General features: G+C 45.7%; 2 protein-coding genes. One reads left to right on the forward strand and one right to left on the reverse strand.

The window, feature by feature from the left end; genetic code table 11:
- The first annotated feature begins 145 nt into the window (after positions 1 to 145).
- On the forward strand, positions 146 to 901 hold the full coding sequence (locus tag ACE1AQ_RS22835; RefSeq protein WP_110545895.1) for an ABC transporter permease: 756 nt from the start codon (positions 146 to 148) through the stop codon (positions 899 to 901).
- A gap of 54 nt (positions 902 to 955) precedes the next feature.
- Here ACE1AQ_RS22835 and ACE1AQ_RS22840 read toward each other — a convergent pair whose 3' ends face one another.
- Positions 956 to 1,309, reverse strand: coding sequence for a hypothetical protein (locus ACE1AQ_RS22840; protein ID WP_110545894.1), 354 nt, complete (start codon positions 1,307 to 1,309; stop codon positions 956 to 958).
- Positions 1,310 to 1,577: the final 268 nt, after the last annotated feature.

Consider the following 1,577-nt stretch of genomic DNA (forward strand, 5'->3'; position numbering starts at 1 on the left):
AAATAGGCTTTTCGAGGGTAATTCTTGTTTTAATTCTCCATGTACGCAGTCTTTAAAAGCCTCTATTTCGTTCCAAGACACGATTAAGAGTGGCTTTTAGGCTAAGTATAATTACTTATCGCGTAAGTGAGATGCTCCCCAATCTTTGACCTCCCCGCCAAGAGCTTTACTACCCTTATGGGGTATCGGTTTTGGATTATTGCTCTGGTGGCTATTTACCAGTCCTCTATGGCACTCAAACCCGATTTTAAATGATTTTTCCCCTGAGCGATCTTTTGTCGCTTTATTACGTCTTTTTGTTGGGGGGGAGATTATGCCCCATATCCTCACCAGTTGCCGCCGGGTTATTGTGGGCTTGGTTCTCGCTAGTGCCATCGGTGTGCCGTTGGGGGTATTAATCGGGTTGTATCGCTCCCTTGAATCGGCTTTGTCGGCTGTATTTCAATTTCTACGCATGATCTCGCCCCTTTCTTGGATGCCTTTAGCGGTGATGGTTTTGGGAATTGGTGATCTACCGGTGTATTTTTTGCTGACGGTGGCGGCTATCTGGCCGATCCTTCTCAATACGGCTGCCGGGGTTAATGCGGTTGATCGCTCTTGGTTGACTTTAGCCCGCAGTCTCTGTGCTACCCGAGGGGAAACGGTTTTCCAGATTATTCTGCCTGCGATCCTCTCCCATCTCCTAACTGGTTTCCGTTTGGCTATAGGTATTATCTGGATCGTTCTTGTCCCGGCGGAAATGCTGGGGGTTAGTGCGGGTTTGGGTTATTATATTCTCGATACACGCGATCGACTCGCTTATTCAGAGTTGATGGCGGTGATTCTCGTTATTGGCGCGATTGGTTATCTGCTCGATTGGGGTTTGCGTCTGGCCCATCGCTCTTGGACGCATCAAGATTAGCCTATTGGTTCGACTATGGGGGAAGTGGGAAGGGGGAAGTCTTGGCGCTTTTCCTTAGTTGAAAGAGCGGGCCAGACGACTAACCCCAGTGTGTAATAACTGTTCCAAACTTTGGCGATCGCTGATGGCTTGAAAATTGATCAGAAAACAGGTTAAACCTAGTCCAAAGAGGATAAAAGTGGGGGCCATAACCACACCAATCATCAACCAGGTGGCGACGTGGAGAAACATGGTGACAGCGAACAACAAAGCTAGGGAAGCAATGGGGAAGATTTGACGGGTAGGACGACCGAAATAGAGAAAAAGAACGGTTAAAAGGGTGGTTACTAAGTTAGCGGGTACTAAAAAGGCACAAATCGAGACGCAATAGTTGCGGGAAAATTCAGCGAGGGTATTAAAATCTATCATTAATATTACTTTACAATTGCCTGAGTCTTAGTACTCTCGATTGTAGCGGAAAATTTACATGATCGGGATGAAGGTGACTAAAGGCTGTGGTGCAATAGATTTTCGAGAGGGAGCTAAAACGAGGATCGGGGTTAACCACAGAAACCAAAAACCTACCTAAAGCTTTTTAAAGCTACTCATTTCTGTAGCTAGATAGCTAAAATAAGTAACTTTGGCCACCGATAGATTTTAAGAACGTTATCAGGTATAATCAAGATATGAAGCTAGT

Source organism: Microcystis sp. BLCC-F209, assembly GCF_041928595.1.
GTDB lineage: Bacteria > Cyanobacteriota > Cyanobacteriia > Cyanobacteriales > Microcystaceae > Microcystis.

Excerpts from the sequence above, each read along its gene's own strand:
- ACE1AQ_RS22840 (WP_110545894.1), bottom strand. The coding sequence starts at position 1,309 with ATGATAGATTTTAATACCCTCGCTGAATTTTCCCGCAACTATTGCGTC.